This window comes from Bacillus sp. ISL-34 (assembly GCF_018613325.1).
In the GTDB taxonomy this organism is placed as follows: domain Bacteria; phylum Bacillota; class Bacilli; order Bacillales; family DSM-1321; genus Peribacillus.
Genome location: NZ_JAGGQJ010000002.1, coordinates 111,610 through 129,609 on the forward strand (window position 1 = coordinate 111,610; position 18,000 = coordinate 129,609).

Sequence of the window (18,000 nt, forward strand, 5' to 3'; positions counted from 1 at the left end):
TAAAGAGTAATCGATTGAAGGAGTGATTGAATTGGCTTTGAACAGAACCGTGGGACAATATTTATACGACTGCTTAAAAGCAGAAGGCATTACAGAGATTTTTGGTGTGCCTGGAGACTATAATTTCTCATTGCTAGATACTTTGGAAGATTACGATGGGATTGAGTTTATTAATGGACGAAATGAACTCAATGCTGGATACGCAGCGGACGCTTATGCCCGGGTGAAGGGCATGTCGGCACTCATCACCACCTTTGGTGTCGGTGAAATGAGCGCATGTAATGCGATTGCTGGCGCGTACAGTGAAAATGTGCCGCTCATACATATTGTCGGCTCGCCAAAGTCCATGATGCAACAGGAGAAGGAGCTTGCCCATCATACGTTAATGGACGGGGATTTTGATGTTTTCCGTAAGGTTTATGAGCATATCACCAGTTATACAGCAATTCTTACACCAGAAAACGCAGCTAGGGAGATACCTGCTGCAATCCGAGTCGCGAAAGAAAAGAAAAAGCCCGTTTATTTGGTAGTGGCTATCGATCTCGTTGAAAAACCGTTGCTTTCCCACAGTGAGACTTCTGAAAATGTGGCCAAATCGAATGTAGATGGGTTGCAGTCAGCAGTAGAGCATATAAAAGGTATGTTAGAACATGTAAACAAAGCGGTTCTGCTTGTCGACGTGAAAACCCTTCGTTACAACCTGCAGAAACCCGTAATGCAGCTCGCCGAGAGGTTAAACGTTCCAGTTGCATCATTAATGCAGGGAAAAAGCGGATTTGATGAGAGCCATCCCCAGTATATTGGTGTATACGGCGGAGCTTTCGGATGTAAGGATGTAACTCAGACTGTTGAAGAAGCGGATTTCATCATAGCCGTTGGTGCTGTTTGGTCAGACGTCAATACTTCCAAAGGTACAGCAAAGCTTGATCATTTGAAAATGGTGGAAATTCAACCTGACACATTAAAAGTGGGAGCAGCCAGTTATCTGAATGTCAGGGCGGAGGATATTCTAAATGCGCTTCAGGACATTGGCTACCGGCAGAAAGAATCTTTTGGAAACATCTCGTTTCCTTATGACACAATGGTGGAAGACCCCTCAGCACCACTGGAAGCGGCTTCCTATTATCCTCGGTTTCAGCAAATGTTGAAGGAAAATGACATTGTTGTCACGGAAACAGGAACATTCTCTTATGGAATGTCACAGGTCAGGTTGCCGAAAGGGGCAACCTACATAGCTCAGGGAGGCTGGCAAAGTATCGGATATGCGACGCCCGCAGCTTTCGGTGCTTGTATAGCGGATAGAAACCGGCGTGTCCTTTTGTTTACCGGGGACGGCTCGATACAGCTGACAGCACAGGAAATAAGCTCGATGCTGGAGAACGGCTGCAAGCCCATCGTGTTCATCCTCAACAATAACGGCTATACGATAGAAAAATTCTTAAACGTAAAAGTCGAGATAGAAAAACAGAAATACAACGAGATACCGGAGTGGGATTATACAAAACTGGCTGAAGCGTTTGGTCAAGAGGCATTTACAGCAAGAGTCGGGACGAATGGTGAACTGGATGAAGCCATTACAAATGCTCAGGACATGAACGGCGATAAACTTTGCCTTATAGAATTGGTCGTAAAAGATCAAATGGACGCACCGGATTATTTGCGAAAAATGAGGCAGTATCTTGAAAAGCAAGAGAAACTTCAGGATTAGTACAGTGTCCACTCCAGGCACTCGCTTTCCGCGGGCGGTCCGGGAGCCTCCTCTGCGGAAAGGGAGCGGATTTCCGAAATCAAGCTGGAACGTTTTTTTAGAAAAAACCTGCAGGCAAACTTGCTCTTCTTATTAGTATACAGTCTGAAAGGTCTTCTGTGATGAAGGCCTTTTTTTGTTGGTAATGTAGATATTGTACTTGCTATATATCTACAAGGCACGATCAAGGACAAGAATGGCAAGCTGTACAGGCAAACAGGATATATCCAGAATGACAATACCAGTATTGGTACCTGTCATTTCAAAATTGAAAACAAGAAATTTTAAACTAAGTGTATTATGAAAATGTCGCGAAGTAAGAGGGAATATACTTTTCCATAGAGAAAACCATTCTTTTTACGCTTGGCAATTTCTGTAGATAAGGGGGCACAAAAACGCGTAAAAATGTATCATTAGCGCGGATAATAGAGTCGAATATAGAAAATCTCAACAATAATCCGCTATTCATAGATCTTATTGAAGAAAAGGTTCATAAAAAGCAAATGGAAATGCAGGAAAGACATTTAACAAAACAGGCAGGTGAGGAAAATGTTATTAAGAAAAGCTTGGTTATTACAACAAACGATGGCCTATCATAGAAAAAAGAAGGATGAAATAGCCCAACGAAAGGAATTATCAAGCTCGGAAGGAGTCCGTATCAGTAAACAACTCAATTATGCGATTATGGAGATGCAAAGGTAATGCGCGAGTGAGGATGGATTCAAAAAAGATAAGGAGAAGAGTTAAAAGCCATAACACCAGTTGGCGGCTATTTGGTATTATGATACGCGAAAAAGCGTGTATGATATTTTATCAAAACACGCTTTTTGCTCTTGATTGTTTATTGCCATCATCACTTAGTTAAGGACTCTGACTGCCTTCACAAAGCTAGGTCCCCAGTAAGAACTGTTAATGTTAGCGTAGGATACACCTTTAGATGTGGAAGCATTCAGCATTTGACCGTTACCGGCATAAATTCCTACATGGTTGATTACACCATCATTATTGGTATCGAAAAATACTAAATCCCCTTTTTGGAGGGATTTTGAAGATACAGACGTACCAACGTGTGATTGTGCCACTGAATTTCTAGGCAAGGAAATACCTGCACTTTTGAATGCCCTTAATGTGAATGAAGAGCAATCAAATACGTCAGTGCGTGAAGTGCTCGCACCGTAAACATACTTGGCTCCCAAGTATTTAGCGCCAGCAGCCAAAACTTGATCCGCTTTGGTCGATTTGGTCGGTTTGGTCGGTTTATTAATTGAAGATGCCGAGGCTTTCCCTGAAACACGGATTGTTTGGCCTATACGAATACGATCTGAATTAGAAATATTAGGGTTTATTTTAAGTAAGGCACTAAGGGAAAGGTTATATCTTTTAGCGATGGTTGATAAGGAATCCCCTAATTTAACCACATAAACATCTGTTGTACTTTTACTATTATCCGGAGTGCTTGTAAGGGTATTAACCTTCAAGACCTGGCCGGGAAAAATAAGAGTACCAGTCAAATGGTTTTTAGACTTTAATTGTTGTACAGTCATATTATTGACTCTGGCGATTTTGTCCAGGGTGTCCCCGGATTTGACTTTATATGTAGCATTTGAAGTACTGTTGTTAGCCGTAGAGCTGGATGCAGGAGCTTGTCCGGAAACACGGATGGATTGGCCAATATAAATGCGATCCGAATTAGAGATGTTAGTGTTTAATTTAAGCAGGGCACTAAGGGAAAGGTTGTATCTTTTAGCAATCTTAGATAAAGTATCCCCCAGTTTAACCACATATTTTTCGGTTTTATTTATATTTTTATCTGTCTGGGTGTTAGGGGTATTGAATTTCAAGATTTGCCCGGGAAAAATAAGATTACTAGTCAAATGGTTTTGAGATTTTAATTGTTGTACAGTTGTATTATTAGCTTTAGAGATTTTATCAAGGGTGTCCCCTGATTTAACTTGATAAGAACCAGCATACGCAGAAGTGCCGGCGATTAGGGTACCTATAATGGTTCCTGCAAGAATGAAAGAGTTTTTCGAATTGTTCATTTAGGAAAGTTCCTCCTGATGTGGTAAAAAAATATGTAGCATTTATATTATAAAGGTAAGGTATATAAAAAACATGACCCATATAAATAAAATTCAACTTTTTCGTCATTTTTCAGGTTATTTTGTAGATCTGTCATATCGAGTGGATTCAAGTGGAAGGGTCATATCCTTAATATCGCTTAAAGAGATAACCAGTCTAAAAGATATTTCATAAATGGAAGTTTTGAGGCAATTAAAAAAAGAAAGGTAAGAATAATATAATATCCTCACCTTTCCATGATGAATTTTTTAATATTGTCTATAAACATAGGGATCGTCAGGTTCAGCGATTTTACTTTGTGATGATACTTTTAGAAGGGGAATGGTTTTCTTGAAAGGCTGATAATAAATGGATTCCAATTCACCTGTCACGGAATACCACTCATCATTTTTTGGATGCATCCCTTCAGGAAATTCGATTAGCATACCGAATACCCCAGAGTCTGCGACACAGTGAATGACCCCAAAACGAAACAGGAATACCTGGTTTTTGGCTAGCTCATCTGAATTGTACGAAAACCCGGTTAACGTTATTTGTTTGCCAGTGAACTTTCCAGGTGAGTAATAGATGGCTTCTAAGTCGTTTAGATAGCTTTCATCGGTTAAATGAAGACTATCACGTTCAACTAAGTCTTTGAGCGAGTTATCCATTAAAGTTAAATAGTCATCCTTGCCATAATAAAGACTCGTATCCGGCTGCAGAAATTGATGCTGGCTATAATCATCTGAGTCATCATACACCGGGAAATGAAATCCTTTTTTTTCTACGATATTCGAGTCCATAGTGGCAACAGGCAAAAAGAGACCGGTGAAAATGGGAATGGCGTATAGGAAGTAAGTCAGGTTCCTTTTCCATTTCTTGTTTTCCTGGGAGTGATCATGTCCGCACTGACAATTAAGACATTCTTCTTGATTACCTTCTTTAAAATATAAGTAGGATCCCATTAACGTGAAAATCGCCAGTATATAGATGGCAATCTGTGAAACATAAGAATATTCCATATTGATGTATTTCGATATATTCCCTGAGGCGTTTAAATGCATGAATAAAAAAGTAAGTCCAAGTAATATGAATAATCTTCCCATAAAAAACACCCTCTTTAAGAAATAAACAATAAAGTCAGGCCTAAGACGGAAATAAATATATAGGCCATCAAACATAAAACGAATTTTGTTTTGAAGGTACCTAAAAGCATGATCGTATTTTTAATATCGAACATGGCCCCAAATACAAGAAAAGCAACTAGTGAAGAGGGCGAGAAGGTACTTCTAAAAGAACTTGCAACAAAGGCGTCCGCTTGGGAACACAAGGACATGACATAGGACAAAGCCATCATGACTACATTCCCGGATAGTTTTCCTTGCCCGATTTCAAGCAATAGGGATGTTTTCAAAAAGGTTTGAATGGCAGCGGCCAGCAGTGCACCAATGATTAAGTATTTTCCAACAGAAAAGAACTCTTCAATCGAGTGTTTAAACATACCCGTTATTTTGCCTTTAAATGTAAGTTTATGGTGATGTATATGTTCGATATGTTCGTGTTTAAGCTGATTTGTCTTGAATTGAAAAGACAGGATGCATGCAATGATCAGGACGACCGCAAATGCAATTCCGCCACGATAGAAAACCATGCTCCAGCTATTGCCAAACGCGATATAGGTGGAAAACAGGACGATCGGATTGAGAATCGGCGCAGAAAGCATAAAGGCGATGGCCGCTGAAAGAGGAACCCCTTTAGCTATCAAACGGCGGGTAATCGGGACGATCCCGCACTCGCAAGCAAGAAAAAAGACCCCTGCACCTATTGCCGATAGAACAGATAAGATCGGATTTTTCGGTATGATTTTTGCAATCATCTCTTCTGACACAAATATTTGGATGATTCCAGATATAAGGACTCCCAGTAAAATGAAGGGAAGGGATTCAATTAGGATACTAATAAAAATCGTATTCATTTGCAAAAGTGCTTGAACGTTCATCATAAACCACCTTCCATATTGCTGACTTAACTATAGTAGGTATGTAGTGGAAGGAAGTCAATTTATTATTACTGGGGTAATAGGCTGGAAGTTGAATAGGGAGGGGAATGGTGGAAATTAGATTATATTGAGGGATGTTGAAAAGGGGACGGAATAGTGAAAGGTTATTAGTAGTCACTATAAAGAAGGGTAAGAATTACTTCAACTAACGCCTTGTTCCTTGATATGTATTTCGTGATGCGAAGGCCATTGTCATTACCCCATAATCAGGCGACTAGGATCTCCCTGCTAATATAATTCCCTTTTCAGAAATCGAATGCCTTGTATTTAGCTGTTCTTACGGACATAGTAAAATCCCCTCAAAGTTGTATTGTGTAACATCCACAGAATTTACACTGTTCACTTAGAGGGGATACTATCATGGTTTTATTTTCGGAACAGCTTTATTAATTAGGTTCTTACGGGATATGAACGGATTGTCGGTAACCCAGAAGCGCCAAGGGTAATCTTTTGCTGCCCCGGAGTTGTCGATTCCGACGCGGGGGCCGCTGGATATGTGTTCAGGCTGTTTTCCGGCAGCTAGATATAGCGGGGGAACCGTAAAAGATCGACCATAATCATCCATGGTGATGCCTAGTGCCTTTGTTAACTTCCCTGGTCCATCGGTCCATTTACGAATATCGGCAATTCCGCGTCTTTCATGCATTAACTCGAGCCCGGAATAGGGTTCAACCGCCCGGATTAAAATGGCTTCCGGATTTTCAGGCCCGCCGCTTACGACATTGACCAGTGTATGTGTGTGCATGACGTATGTATAGATCAATCCGGAATTATCGAACATCACTTCCGTCCGTTTTGTCCTTCTATTTCCAAAACTATGTGCGGCCCTGTCCCCAGGTCCAATATAGGCCTCTGTTTCAACAATGAATCCAGAAGCGGTTCCATCCGCTGTTTCTTTTACAATGAGGCAGCCAAGAAGGGATTTTGCCAGTTCAAGGGTGGGTTGCTGATAAAAATCGGCAGGTAAAATTGAATGGTTTATCTTGTTCATGGTATCACTCCATTTAGTCTCATACAGATAAAATTCCCTTATCGACGAAAAAGAAACATGATGGGATAAAAAAGGCCGGCTGATTATATCAGCCGGTCCCGAGCATATTTTTTAGCCTAATTCTTTTTCTGTTTCTTGATCTTTTTTAATTCGGCCTGAACCCACGGAAAGGGCAACTAATATCCCCGCGGAAACAAAAAAGATACCGGTGATGAAAACACTGGAGAATGCATCGATCCAAGCATTCTCAATCGTTTTTACAAGGACATTGCTGACTTCTGCGGGCATTTTAAGGTTTTCCGGATAAAGCATGATGTTGAATAATGCATCCGTTTTATCAGCTAATGCCTTCAGTGCCTCATGTAATATAGGGTCCTTTTGGCTTACGACCGCATCATCCATATTTTGCTGGAGATTATGATTCATGACAGCATTCAAAATCGTGATGCCCATCGTTCCTCCTATTGATCGGAAGAATGTCGAAGCCGCTGTAACCGACCCTAGCTGTGATTTTGGAAATTCATTTTGAACGGCAATCATCAATGTCGGCATGACAAGACCCATACCTATCCCAAGGATGGCCATGAATGAGTAAGCAGTGAATATGGTCGTACTGCCGTCCATCATACTCATTAGGAAAAAGCCAAGCGTCGCAAAGGCCATTCCAAATGTAAGCACGGTACGAAAACGGAATTTCAACAATAACCGCCCGCCAATGATGCTGGAAAGAATCATACCGATCATCATCGGAGTCATCGTCGACCCCGCTTTTGTTGGTGAAACTCCCAGTACCCCTTGCATGAACAGCGGGACGAACATGATTGCCCCGAACATGCCAAGGCCAAGCAAGAATCCCAAAATATTCGTGGTGGAAAAAACTCTATTTTTAAAAAGGGATAAATCAAGGATCGGTTCGACTGCTCTTCTTTCAAAAATGATGAATAGGGCAATGAAGACAATGGTGCTGCCGAAAATCAAGAGAGATTCTAATGATAACCATTCGAACTTATCACCACCGAAGGTCAAGCCCAGCAGTAACAGGACAATACCAGGTATCAAGGTGAAAATCCCTAGATAATCGATATTCACTTTCTCTGTTTTCCTTATGGCTTCATGTTTCAATCCTACATAAATCAAAATCGCAGATAGTAAGCCCGTCGGTACATTGATCAAAAAGATCCAATGCCAGCTGATATGGTCAACGATCAGGCCGCCCAGAAAAGGGCCGATGACAGAACTTAAACCAAAAAGGGCTCCGAATACACCCTGCCATTTGGCTCTTTGTTCCGCCGAGAATATATCGCCGATTATCGTTTGGGATAAAGGCATGATCATCCCGCCGCCGATTCCCTGCAGCCCCCTGTAGATGATCAACTGCTCCATCGAAGTGGCTGTGGCACATAAAAACGAACCGATTGTAAAAATGATCGTGCCAAGCAGATAAAGGGAACGTCTGCCATATAAATCAGATAGCTTTCCAACAATGGGTACAACAGTCGTTGAGGCTATTAAATAGGCAGTCGTTACCCATGCAAAGATGGTAAAACCATTCAATTCCCCGATAATTGTCGGCATGGCCGTACCAACGATCGTCTGTTCCAATGAACTGAAAAACATTCCAATGATCAATCCTGTTATGACAAGCTTGGTATTGACCGCTTTTTTTTCCATTTGCATAGCATTTCTCCATTCCTATAACTGTATTCCTTATTCGTTTGTGACTAATAGGTCAAAATTATAAATCTCTAATGACCATTTAGTCAACATTTTTTTTTTGCAAAGATTCATCCATATCACTTAAGTAATTCGACCGGAAACCACCAAATCCTTCCTAATTAATGTCTCCAACGTGTTTCCATTTATCATATCCGATATAATAAGAAGGAATATAGTGAACTTATGATTGGAAGTGTAAGATATGAATAAAAAAATCGGATTTATTGGATGCGGCAAAATGGGTAAGGCAATGCTTGAGGGCATGCTGCTTGCAGAGGTCATTTCACCTGAAGGGATCATGGTCAGTACTGCGAGTGTGGAGACCAAAACTAAAATCATCACGAAATATAACGTTAAAGGTACTCTGGATAATAAAGAGGTTGCCAGTTTTGCCGATTTTCTCTTTCTAGGGATCCAACCTGCCATGCATAAGCAAGTGCTTGAAGAAGTGAAGAATCATGTGAAAGAAGACGCTGTGATCATTACTATGGCGGCTGGGATCACTATATCCCTAGTTGAGAGCAACCTTGAAAAACAAGTGAAGGTTGTCCGGACGATGCCAAACACTCCTTCGCTTGTCGGTGAAGGCATGACGGCCATGAGCATTAATGATCAAATTACCGATGCTGATATAGAGGATGTGACTGCCCTGCTGAACAGTTTCGGTAAAACGGAAATCCTCCATGAAGATTTGATGGACGCAGTACCGGCCATCAGCGGTTCGTCGCCTGCATATGTATATATGTTCATCGAGGCACTGGCTGATGGAGGGGTCCGTGATGGCATTCCACGAAAACAAGCATACCGAATGGCAGCACAAGCTGTAATGGGAGCTGCTAAAATGGTACTTGAAACGGAAAGACACCCTGCTGCTTTAAAGGATGATGTCTGCACGCCGGGCGGTTCAACTATAGCTGCGGTAGCGTCTTTAGAAGAGAATCAGCTAAGATCCAGCATTCTACAAGCAATGAAGGCCTGCACGGATAAAACGAAAGGTTTCAGTAAATGAAGAAAGACGGGTTGCCTATTAGCGGGCAATCTCGTCCATTTGCCATTTTCAGAATGTTTTGTGAAAAAGAAGGAGGCTGCATAATGACTGGTTATATAGAAGAATTAAGGAAGATATTGACGGAAGAACAAGTAACGGTGAATGAAACAGTATTGGAGCAGCACAGCCATGATGAATCATATCACACTCCGCACCTACCGGATATGGTCATATATCCAAGGGATACTGCGGAAGTAAGCGCAGTCATGCGTTATGCGAATCAGCATGAAATACCGGTCATTCCATTTGGATTAGGATCAAGTTTGGAGGGGCATGTCGTTCCAGTCAAAGGGGGAATTTCCCTGGATTTGTCCTTAATGAATCGAATATTGGAAATCAGGGAAAATGATTTCCTTGTGAAGGTCCAACCAGGTGTGACAAGGACGCAGCTCAATAAAGAATTAAAAAAATACGGTTTGTTCTTTTCCGTCGACCCTGGTGCCGATGCTACATTGGGAGGGATGGCAGCTACGAATGCAAGTGGGACCACCTCGGTCAAATATGGGATAATGCGCGATCAGGTCAGGGATTTGGAAATAGTTTTAGCAAACGGTGAAGTGATTCATTCCGGAAGCTTAGCGACAAAATCATCTTCAGGCATTCATTTGAATGGCTTGTTTGTCGGCTCTGAAGGTACGCTAGGCGTATTTACTGAACTGACATAAAAGGTATATGGCATTCCTGAAGTCACAATGGCCGGGAGAGCCTCATTCCCAACCGTCGAGCAGGCAGTATCTGCGGTTAATGGGATCATGCTTGCTGGAATCCCGATTGCACGAATTGAATTGGTAGATGCCGAGTCCATAAAAAAAGTTAATCAATTCATGGACAAATCCTATGAAGTGAAACCAACTTTATTCCTCGAGTTTCATGGGAATTTTGCCGGACTGGAACAGGACGTCAAATTTGCCAAGGAAATCGTAAGTGATTTTGGCTGTGGGGATATCCAGTTTGAAACCGACTCAAAAGCACGTAATGCCTTATGGGAAGCGCGCCATAATCTCGCGTACGCATTCATTCACAGCGCCCCGGGGAAGAAGCTGATGGTGACCGACGTAAGTGTGCCCCTTCATGAATTATCGAATGCCATACTGGATACAAGGAGGAAAGTCGAACAATCCAAAGTGGAGGGGGCGATTGTAGGACATGTAGGTGACGGGAATTATCACGTATTGTTCATGATCGATCTGCAAAATCCTGAAGAAGTAAAAGAAGCGAAGAGGTTAAATGAAGAAATCGTCGAATATGCATTAACAAAAGGCGGTACATGTACGGGTGAACATGGGGTAGGCCTTGGAAAATCGAAGTATCAGCGAAGGGAGCATGGAGGAGCTTACGAAGTGATGAAAACGATCAAACAGGCATTGGATCCGAAAGGAATAATGAATCCTGGCAAGATCTTCATAGATTAAGAGGAATATTTCATTTTGTTAGATTAGTAATCAAACAGACGTGATCCCATATAAAATGTAGTGGCAAATCTTTGCCTATTATATATCCGGAAAAATCGCCTGTTCGTGCCGATAATCCGACTATATTCGGAAAAATCGTCCGTCCGAGCTGATAATCCGACCTATATCCGGATAATTCGACCGTTGTGCAATTTAATTCGACCTATACCCAGATAAATCACACGTAGTGCAAGATAATCCGGCCTGATTCAGATATCGTACGAAGACGTACAGATTCATCGAGGTTCTCGTCCAAAAAAAATAAGACCCCAGACAAGATTCTGGAGTCTTATTTTTTATTAAGCGTTAATGTTATTTGGGTTTACGGCGTTTTCAACACTTACGTAGTTGTAGCCAAGGTCTGTGGCAACTGCTTCGAACGTGATTTCACCGTTCGCCACATTGACGCCTTTTGCAAGGGCATCATTTTCAAGAATTGCTTTGATGGCGCCTTTGTTTGCAATTTGAAGTGCAAATGGCACTGTTACGTTAGTTAAAGCAACTGTAGAAGTTTGAGGCACTGCTCCTGGCATATTCGCCACTGCATAATGCACTACTCCATGTTTAACATAAGTAGGGTTATCATGAGTTGTTATGTGGTCGACCGTTTCAAAGATACCGCCTTGGTCGATTGCAACATCGACAATGACTGAACCTGGAGACATCGATTTAACCATTTCTTCAGTAACGAGCTTAGGAGCTTTAGCACCTGGAATCAATACAGCACCGATAACCAAATCGGCATCTTTGACTGCTTCTGCAATATTATAAGGGTTGGAGATGAGTGTAGTCAGTTCATTTCCGAAAATATCATCAAGTTGACGAAGGCGGTCTGGGCTTAAGTCAAGAATGGTAACATCTGCGCCTAATCCAATAGCGATTTTAGCAGCATTCGTTCCAACCATGCCTCCGCCGATAACAGCGACTTTACCACGTTTAACTCCAGGAACTCCGCTTAAGAGTATTCCTTTACCGCCGTTATTTTTTTCAAGGAACTGAGCACCGATTTGTGCAGCCATGCGTCCTGCAACTTCACTCATTGGTGTCAATAAAGGAAGTGTGCGGTTTACTGCAACCGTTTCATAAGCAATGGCCAAGACACCGCTTTCTTTTAAGGCCTGAGCTAATGCCGGTTCTGCCGCAAGATGTAAATATGTGAAAAGGATCAAATCTTTCCGGAAATATTTATATTCAGATGAGATAGGTTCTTTTACTTTCATGATCATTTCTGTGCTTGACCAAACGCTAGCAGCGTCCTCGACTATAACAGCACCAGCTTCTTGATATGCTTCATTTGTAAAACTGCTTCCTAGACCTGCGTTCATTTCGATTAATACTTCATGTCCTGCATTGACTAATGCTACGACCCCAGCTGGAGTGATAGCTACACGATTTTCATTGTTTTTGATCTCTTTTGGAATTCCTATTCTCATCTTAATCCCTCCAATAATATGTTTTACTATTTGTATAACAAGTATAGTTGGAAAAAGAAACAGTTAGTATGTGGAAATCAGAAAAATGAAAAAGGTGTATTTGTGGAATTCCACAAACGCAGTTTCAAAAAACAAGGACTCGCCAGGATCAAGATCCAATTTAAGCTGAATTCAATCCTTCGCAATAGGTTCTTGAATGCGCTCTAAAATCCTTCTTTTCTTATAAAGCATGATTCCAGTATCGGCTATATCGGCAATCATGGAACGATTTGTAAGGGCGCCAAATATTATTCCGGCAACAGGAACCATTTGCAAAAGCTTTTTCCAGCCAAACTGGTCGCGATATGTATAAACGACTTCTCGCCATCCTTGCAGTTCGGATGCTATTTCCCTTTTTGATTGCGAATCAGTCTGGTTCATTTTTGACAATTCATTTAATAGAGCCTTTTTGCCGACAACATCCGATGTTGTGAATTGCAGACATTTGACGATGAAAATACGTTCTTGGCGGTCTCTAGGATTAAAGCCATATGTGATGGCGATATCCTGAAGGGTTTTGATCGACATGCCGAGAAGAAGGGGGATGTCGATGGCCAAGGTGAAGATTCCGCCAATCCCGGTAGTGGCACCTTGAACCGTTGCCAATTTGCTGCCTGAATTTTTAATATCCTGACTCACGCCATCCATGGTATGGAGGGGGATGCTTGAAACATCTTCCAGGGCAGTGATATTCAACTCGGGATTCTTGGTTTGCAGCTGACTTAGAATATGAGCTTCTTTCGTTAAATATTTTCCGCCATTCTGAATGTAGCTGCCGATTTCATCAAGCATGACACCCAATTTTTTCTGAATGAAATCCGGTGTCAACTTATCCAATAGCTTGAAGGGGATTCGCCCAATCCGTTCCCAAAACCATAGTCCTTTCTGATCCTTCTCCCATTTTTCAATGATTGCTAATTCTTTTTCAAGTTCTTCTTTTGTTTCAAATTTCATAAAATCAACCTTTCCACACTTCTAGTATTTCATATCAGGGAATATATCATTAATGTTTCTTGTGAAATTCATCATATTGATTAAGTTTAATGTTAAGAAAGAGGGACATTTTTTGAATCGGGTCTTTTAACCGGATATTTCCCACTTCCGAGATCCTTTTTAATCGGTAATTCAATGTATTCACATGGATATGAAGATTCTTTGAAGCCTCATTTGGGTTGCAGTCTTTCTCAAGATAGACAGTGAGTGTTTGCAGCAATTCCGTTTGGTTTTTCATGTCGTATGCTTTTAGCTTAAGGATGGAAGGATGAACACGACGCTGTTTGTTGCTTGCGAGTGATTCAATCATTTGAAACATGCCAAGTTCTTCATAATGTAAAATGAGTTTCATGTCATCAGGGAAAATATTCTTCATTTTTAAGGTGTATTGAGCTTCTTCGTAACTTGATTTAACATCCATTAGGTTTTTATACATATTGCCAGCCGTTCCAAGGATATGCTCAACACCGAAACGCCGTTTCATCTCCAGAATGAAAAAAGGAATGAACTCATAAATCGATGAAGTGAAAGAAGGGCTGTTTTCCTGGTTGGCTCCCGCGAAAAGAATGAGTTTGTTATGGTCTATGGCAAATAAGGAACTGTTTATCTTTTGCGTGGTCGTTAACATGTATGAAATGTAGCGCTCCACTTCACGATTGATCTCTTTAGGAAACTCGAATACCAATATGGAAAAAACCACTGGAACATGGATGGAGATTTTCGTGTAATTTTCAATTATTTCCGATTCTTCTTGGTAATGCCCGGTCAACATGCGCCAAAGGAACTCTTGATGACCTGCTTCTTTCCTTTTCTTTTTCAATTGCAATTGCTGTAACTGGTTCTTCGCCTCCTTGGCAGCGAATTGCAGAAATTTCATATCTTCTTCGGAGAAAGGTTCATTTACTTCCAAAGCCCAAATGAATCCAAGTACTTCATTATTTTTCCGGATGGAAACCGCAACCCTGTTACCGAGACCTACATCATTGATGGCCCCAATTTTAATGGGGGCATCTTCTTTCAATAATGCGGGGATGAAGCCATCTTTCCATAAACTGTTGATGACCTTTTCAGGGACACGTCTTCCGATTATCGTCATGATCCGCGCCTGATCCGTAGTATCATCGTGTGTGCTATAAGCAAGTAAGCGGTGGTTGCCGTCCTCGATTGTAATGGGGCAACCTAAAACAGAACTGATTCTATCGGCAAACTCCATCATATCTCCATAAAGGTCTTTAAAAATATCTCTATTTTTTTCGATTTCCTTCATTTTTTTTGCCCCTCGCTATAAAAATTCCTTCTCCTTGAATTTTAAACGATTTCTTATTAATAAGCATAGATAAATCCTTTGTCAAAAACAGAAAATCCCTACCGATGGAAACCGGAAGGGATTTTTCATTTTAGAATAGGAAGTTTATTAAAAGATAAATCAAACCTGCTAATGTTGCCGAGATGGGAATGGTAATGAACCAAGTGATGATCATTCGTTTTGCCGTTCCCCATTTTACGCCCTTGACACGATGCGCTGAACCAACACCAAGGATTGAAGACGAAATAACATGGGTTGTACTGACTGGCATGTGTATCACGGTCGCGCCGAAGATGATGAAGGCACCGGTTAAATCCGCTGCAACACCATTGATCGGACGGATTTTCATGATTTTGCCGCCAACGGTTTTAATGATTTTCCATCCGCCAACGGAAGTTCCAAGTCCCATTGCTAACGCACAGGAGAATTGAACCCAGAAGGGGATATCGGTACTTGATGCATAACCATTTGCAATAAGGGCCATCGTGATGATACCCATCGCTTTTTGAGCGTCGTTCGTTCCGTGGGTATACGATTGAAGTGCTGCAGTAGCAATCTGTATAGTACGGAATTTTTGGTTTGTTTTTGTCAGGTTATTGTTTTTAAAGACTACTTTAAAGATGCTGTATACGATAAACCCGATTGCAAAAGCAATTAGCGGGGAGAAGATCAAAGCTTGAAGAATTTTCATGAAACCTCCCCAGTTAAGTCCAGCGAATCCTGCTGCAGCAATGGCTGCACCAGCAATCGAACCAATCAATGCATGGGAGGAACTGCTTGGTATTCCGTAATACCATGTAAGAAGGTTCCATATGATGGCGGCAAGAAGAGCAGCCAGAATTACATATGAACCATTCGGAAGCGTGAACGGATCCACGATATCCTTCGTTATGGTCTTCGCCACTCCAGTAAATGTCATGGCTCCGACGAAATTCATGACGGCTGCCATGATGATGGCATGCCTAGGCTTCATGGCCTTAGTTGAAACAGCAGTCGCTATTGCATTGGCTGTATCATGAAAACCATTGATGAAGTCAAATGCTAAAGCAAAGAAAACGATTAATATTGTTAAAATTAATAAAGTATCCATTTATTGTGGTACTCCTTAGGCGTTTTTCATTATGATTGTTTCAAGTGTATTGGCCACCGCTTGACAGTGATCGGCGATATCTTCAAGGCTTTCGTAAATTTCTTTATATTGAATGATTCTGATTGGATCTTTTTCAACTGTAAACAAGTTTTTGATTGATTGACGTTGGATTCCGTCACAAACGGATTCAAGATCTTTAATTTTGATTGCATTTTCACGAATCATTGGCAATTTTTTAGTGGATAGTGTATCGACAGCATTTTCAATCTCATACGTACACTGTTTGATTGCATCCACAAACTTAAGCATATACTCATCTGCATTGACAATTGAGTACATTTCGAATAGTGCCGCACAGTGTTCCAAACCGTCTATGACATCATCCATTCTCATGGTTAATTCAAGGATATCCTCCCGTTCGATAGGAGTGATGAAGGCGTTGTTCAGCTCTTTGATCACATTATGGACCATTGAATCACCTTTATGCTCATAGTCTTTCATCGTATCTGAAAATACTTTTAGATCGGAGATATTTTTCAGTTTATAATCCGCGAAATAGTCAGCACCTTCTTTAAGGTTTTGAGCGATGTTAAAAAGCATTACCGCGAATTTGTCTTTTTTTGATTTAAAAGCCATGTTAAAGCCTCCCAATTAGTCATGCAAATTTACGCACTTTAGTCGTACGTTTAGTATTAACAAATTGATTGTATCGAATTCATGTAGTATCCGGGAAGGTTTTTCGACGAAAATTTACAAAATCTTAATAAAACTTTACATAAAAAAACAAGGAAAATTAAAAAAAGGGAAAAAACCTACCAATTATAAGGGAAAATCTCAGAAAAAAAGCCTTTCCGATATGGAAAGGCAAAAGGTTCTATAAAAATAAAGCAATCAAATAGTAAATGATTCCAGCTAAGGAAGCGGAAATTGGCAGTGTAATGAACCAAGTGATCAACATGTTTTTTGCGGTTCCCCATTTTACCCCTTTGATGCGGTGTGCAGAACCGACCCCAAGTATTGAAGAGGAAATGACATGTGTCGTGCTGACAGGCATATGCAGGAAGGTTGCACCGAAAATGATCGCAGCCCCAGTCATATCGGCAGCAACACCATTAACCGGCCGGATTTTCATGATTTTACCGCCAACGGTTTTGATGATCTTCCATCCTCCGATTGATGTACCAAGCGCCATGGCTATTGCGCAGGATAATTGCACCCAGAAAGGAACTTCAGAGGTAGAGGCATATCCGTTGGCGATCAAAGCCATCGTGATGATACCCATGGATTTTTGAGCATCATTCGTTCCATGTGTATAAGACTGGATGGCTGCCGTGAGAATTTGTATTCTCCTGAATCGCTTATTGGTCTTTCCTAAATTATTATTTTTGAATACAACCTTGAAGATACTGTATACAATGAATCCAAGCGTAAAGGCAAGGATGGGAGATAGAATCAATGCTTGTACAATTTTAGTGAATCCACTCCATTTAATCGCATCGAATCCACTAGCGACGATGGCAGCTCCCGCTATTGAACCAATGATCGCATGGGAGGAACTGCTTGGAATGCCAAAATACCAAGTGATTAAATTCCATATTATGGCCGAAATCAGGGCAGCAAGGATTACATAAGTACCATTGTTCAATGTGAAAGGATCAACGATATCCTTCGTAATGGTATGCGCAACACCGGTAAAGGTCAGTGCTCCTAATAAATTCATGACCGCAGCCATGATGATTGCATGACGCGGTTTAAGCGCCTTGGTTGATACTGCTGTAGCGATGGCGTTAGCCGTATCATGGAAACCATTGATAAAGTCAAAGACTAAAGCAAAAATAATAATTAGCACTGTTAAGATGAGTATGCTATTCATACATGGAGGACTCCCTTGATTTCAAGTATGTAAAGTGTATTTCGATTATGGCCTATGAATGGGCGCAAAACAGTTTGCAACTCCTCAATATTTAGAATGGGAGTTTTACGTTTGATTATTCTTTAAAAGCTGGCACCTTCTTTTTTTGGGTTTTAAGTCGAACTATTCAATTGTAACGAATTTCATATCTATA

The 18,000-nt window shown here is 41.1% G+C and carries 14 protein-coding genes and 1 pseudogene; 4 read left to right on the top strand and 11 right to left on the bottom strand.

What is annotated here, in order from left to right:
* The first annotated feature begins 31 nt into the window (after window positions 1–31).
* Both J7E52_RS01340 and J7E52_RS01345 read left to right on the top strand, forming a co-directional pair.
* The gene (locus tag J7E52_RS01340) at window positions 32–1,708 is read left to right on the top strand and encodes an alpha-keto acid decarboxylase family protein (RefSeq protein ID WP_286197345.1); all 1,677 of its coding nucleotides are present in this window, start codon (window positions 32–34) and stop codon (window positions 1,706–1,708) included.
* 588 nt (window positions 1,709–2,296) lie between these two features.
* The gene (locus J7E52_RS01345) at window positions 2,297–2,449 is read left to right on the top strand and encodes a hypothetical protein (protein WP_214743348.1); all 153 of its coding nucleotides are present in this window, start codon (window positions 2,297–2,299) and stop codon (window positions 2,447–2,449) included.
* A gap of 155 nt (window positions 2,450–2,604) precedes the next feature.
* On the opposite strand, the gene J7E52_RS01350 is transcribed toward J7E52_RS01345, so the two are convergent.
* From J7E52_RS01350 to J7E52_RS01370, 5 genes are all read right to left on the bottom strand, one after another.
* Window positions 2,605–3,789, bottom strand: coding sequence for a C40 family peptidase (locus J7E52_RS01350; RefSeq protein WP_214743349.1), 1,185 nt, complete (start codon window positions 3,787–3,789; stop codon window positions 2,605–2,607).
* Window positions 3,790–4,077: 288 nt separating this feature from the next.
* Entirely contained in the window at window positions 4,078–4,914 is an 837-nt protein-coding gene (locus tag J7E52_RS01355; protein ID WP_214743350.1) for a TIGR03943 family putative permease subunit, read from the bottom strand.
* Between the two features lie 14 nt (window positions 4,915–4,928).
* Window positions 4,929–5,807: a permease gene (locus J7E52_RS01360; RefSeq protein ID WP_214743563.1), complete on the bottom strand. Its 879-nt coding sequence runs from the start codon at window positions 5,805–5,807 to the stop codon at window positions 4,929–4,931.
* A gap of 418 nt (window positions 5,808–6,225) precedes the next feature.
* A complete protein-coding gene (locus tag J7E52_RS01365) occupies window positions 6,226–6,858 on the bottom strand; it encodes a DNA-3-methyladenine glycosylase (protein WP_214743351.1) in 633 nt (210 codons plus the stop codon).
* A 111-nt stretch (window positions 6,859–6,969) separates the two neighbouring features.
* On the bottom strand, window positions 6,970–8,535 hold the full coding sequence (locus tag J7E52_RS01370) for an MDR family MFS transporter (RefSeq protein WP_214743352.1): 1,566 nt from the start codon (window positions 8,533–8,535) through the stop codon (window positions 6,970–6,972).
* A gap of 241 nt (window positions 8,536–8,776) precedes the next feature.
* On the opposite strand from J7E52_RS01370, the gene proC reads away from it, so the two are divergent.
* Window positions 8,777–9,583, top strand: a complete 807-nt coding sequence (proC, locus tag J7E52_RS01375) for a pyrroline-5-carboxylate reductase (protein ID WP_214743353.1) — start codon at window positions 8,777–8,779, stop codon at window positions 9,581–9,583.
* Window positions 9,584–9,666: 83 nt separating this feature from the next.
* Window positions 9,667–11,034 (top strand): annotated as a pseudogene (locus J7E52_RS01380) (FAD-binding oxidoreductase).
* 338 nt (window positions 11,035–11,372) lie between these two features.
* Here the strand turns inward: J7E52_RS01380 and ald are convergent.
* The 6 genes from ald to J7E52_RS01410 form a co-directional block, all read right to left on the bottom strand.
* A complete protein-coding gene (ald, locus tag J7E52_RS01385) occupies window positions 11,373–12,506 on the bottom strand; it encodes an alanine dehydrogenase (protein WP_214743354.1) in 1,134 nt (377 codons plus the stop codon).
* Between the two features lie 171 nt (window positions 12,507–12,677).
* Complete coding sequence (locus tag J7E52_RS01390; protein ID WP_214743355.1) at window positions 12,678–13,499, bottom strand: EcsC family protein; 822 nt, start codon at window positions 13,497–13,499, stop codon at window positions 12,678–12,680.
* A gap of 49 nt (window positions 13,500–13,548) precedes the next feature.
* On the bottom strand, window positions 13,549–14,805 hold the full coding sequence (locus J7E52_RS01395; protein ID WP_286197346.1) for a PucR family transcriptional regulator: 1,257 nt from the start codon (window positions 14,803–14,805) through the stop codon (window positions 13,549–13,551).
* Window positions 14,806–14,935: 130 nt separating this feature from the next.
* Window positions 14,936–15,934 carry an inorganic phosphate transporter gene (locus tag J7E52_RS01400; RefSeq protein ID WP_214743356.1) on the bottom strand — a complete coding sequence of 333 codons (999 nt, stop codon included), beginning with the start codon at window positions 15,932–15,934 and terminating at the stop codon, window positions 14,936–14,938.
* Between the two features lie 15 nt (window positions 15,935–15,949).
* Window positions 15,950–16,570, bottom strand: a complete 621-nt coding sequence (locus J7E52_RS01405) for a DUF47 domain-containing protein (RefSeq protein WP_076367635.1) — start codon at window positions 16,568–16,570, stop codon at window positions 15,950–15,952.
* Between the two features lie 238 nt (window positions 16,571–16,808).
* Window positions 16,809–17,807 carry an inorganic phosphate transporter gene (locus tag J7E52_RS01410; protein ID WP_214743357.1) on the bottom strand — a complete coding sequence of 333 codons (999 nt, stop codon included), beginning with the start codon at window positions 17,805–17,807 and terminating at the stop codon, window positions 16,809–16,811.
* Between the last annotated feature and the right edge of the window lie 193 nt (window positions 17,808–18,000).